Origin of the sequence: Streptomyces sp. NPDC006476 (assembly GCF_040612015.1) — a bacterium.
GTDB lineage: Bacteria > Actinomycetota > Actinomycetes > Streptomycetales > Streptomycetaceae > Streptomyces > Streptomyces griseorubiginosus_B.
Genome location: NZ_JBEXPK010000264.1, coordinates 1 through 2,026 on the forward strand (window position 1 = coordinate 1; position 2,026 = coordinate 2,026).

Here is a 2,026-nt window from a genome sequence, read left to right on the forward strand (position 1 = left end):
GCCGTGTGTCCGGCGCGTCCTGGGTGGGCTGGATCGGCCCACGCCTGGGTCAGGATGTAGGCGCCGGGAGCGGTCCGTTCCAGTACTCCGGACAGCGCCCACTGGCAGAGCTGACCTGCGATGACGCTGTGCTTGGGGAGGCCGAGGGAATGAGCGGTCTCGCGGGCTGTCCAGGAGCGGGCGGGAACGGTCTGCAGGAGCTGGATGACCTGTTCTTTGCGCCGGGAGCGGGAGGCCGTGAGTTGTTCGTCCTGGGCGGGGGTGTAGGTGGGTGCGCTCGGGAAGGCGATGTGGCCGTCGTAGATGTCGATGGCCAGACGGACGACGTTTGTGCTGGTCATTGCCCTGTCGTCGTCGGCTTTGCCCGCGTAACGGGACGTTGAGCACTTGACCTTGCGGATGCTGAGGCGGGGGCGTCGCGGGGGCATCTGAGCGGTGAGCACGGCACCGCCGATGGTGCCGGGAGCGGTGGGATCGGTCTCGCAGCCGTCGATGCCGGAGGCGGTGGTCACCTGGTTGCGGGCGCTTTCCAGGGCGATGGTGAAGCTCATGCGGTCGGGGTCTGTACCGGGGCGCCCCAGTGCGGCGTCCGTCATCGCCCGGCGCAGGAGTTGATAGACGATGAGACTGGACCACAGCTCCTGCTCAAGTCCGGCCGGATCACACGAACGCAGGACCCGGCCGTCCTGCAGTGTGTGGCGCAGGGCGTAGAAGGCGGACTCGACCTCCCAGCGCTCGTGATAGAGGCGGACCAGTACGCCGGCAGGGTCGTTGACGGGATCGAGCAAGGTGGTGGCCAGTTGATAGGAGTCGCTCACCTTCTTGCCGTCGGCGCAGATCGCGGTCACCGTGGCGACGATGATGCGCACCGGGCGTCCGCCCAGGTGTGTCAGGTAGGAGCCGTCGGACAGAACGGTCTCGATCAGGGGGCGGCGACTCGATCGGAGGCGAACGAGGTATTGGACGCCGGTATCGCTGACCGAGCTCAGGAAGGTATCGGCATCGAAGCCTCGGTCGGCCAGCAACAGCATCTTGGGGTTGAGATGGCCTAACAGGGTGGTAGCAGAGGCCAGTTCACCCACCGAGCAGGAACCGAAGACTGCTGCGAGCAGGCCACGGGTCCCGGTCTCGCACAGCGCGGTCAGCCGCAGCGCCGGGTAGCCGGCGTCACCCTGCTGATTGCGCGACTTGCCCAACACCGTCCGCAGACGCGGACGGTCGGGGGCTTTGATCGAACTGCAGCCGTCGAAGGCCACCGTGCGCCAGCGCCGATAACACACTCCGGGCGTTTCCGGCGGCGCCAGCGATCCGGAGATCACCTCGAACAGCATCCTGAACGGGAGCGGCCCCAGGCGGCGGCGCACCTCGCCCAGCGCGCGTTCCGACGGGCGGATGCGCAGGTGAAGCGGAAGGCCCGCGACGAGCTTGTCCCATACCCGTGCGTAGCCCAGGGCGGGGAAGAGCGTCAGAGCCAAGACGAAGTACACCCCCACTCGAGAGGGCAGCAGGCGCAGCCGCCGCTGAACTCTGCGAGTCTGGGCCAGCACGTCCTCGACCAGCTCGAACGGCATGTACTGCGTCAGCTCTCCCAGGTGCCCGGGGGCGTAGATGCCCGACGCGGTCATGATGGCGCGAGTCGTCGTGGTGGTGGCACACTGATCGGGCAACGGGGCCCCCGGAGCAGGAATTCTTGGTCGTTTTCTCTGCTTCTACCAGGGGTCCCGTTCGTCTGTCAGGACAAGAGGAGTCCCTGATCCCGCCCTTGATGTGATCCGGTCGGTGATCGACAGTCCTTCCCGGAAGGTTGACCGTCCTGGACCCGAGGCCTTCCCGCCGAGGGACCGCTCGACCAACGAGTTGACCAGCGCTGGTTCCGCTTAACTGCGGGGCATTGGCCCAGGGCCAGGTCTGCTCGATGCGGAGCAAGCGGTGGCGAGCGTGACGCGCGAGGCGGGCCGGTAGGTGGTAGAGGCGCAGGCGCATCGTGTCCGGCTCGGCGTCTTCGAGGCCGTCCTGGTCATGCAGG

1 protein-coding gene is annotated in these 2,026 nt (G+C 67.3%); it reads right to left on the bottom strand.

Features of this window, described 5'->3' with window-relative positions; genetic code table 11:
• The coding region (locus ABZZ74_RS53845; protein WP_356951402.1) for an IS4 family transposase at window positions 1-1,625 on the bottom strand (1,625 nt) is incomplete at its 3' end.
• Window positions 1,626-2,026 lie beyond the last annotated feature (401 nt).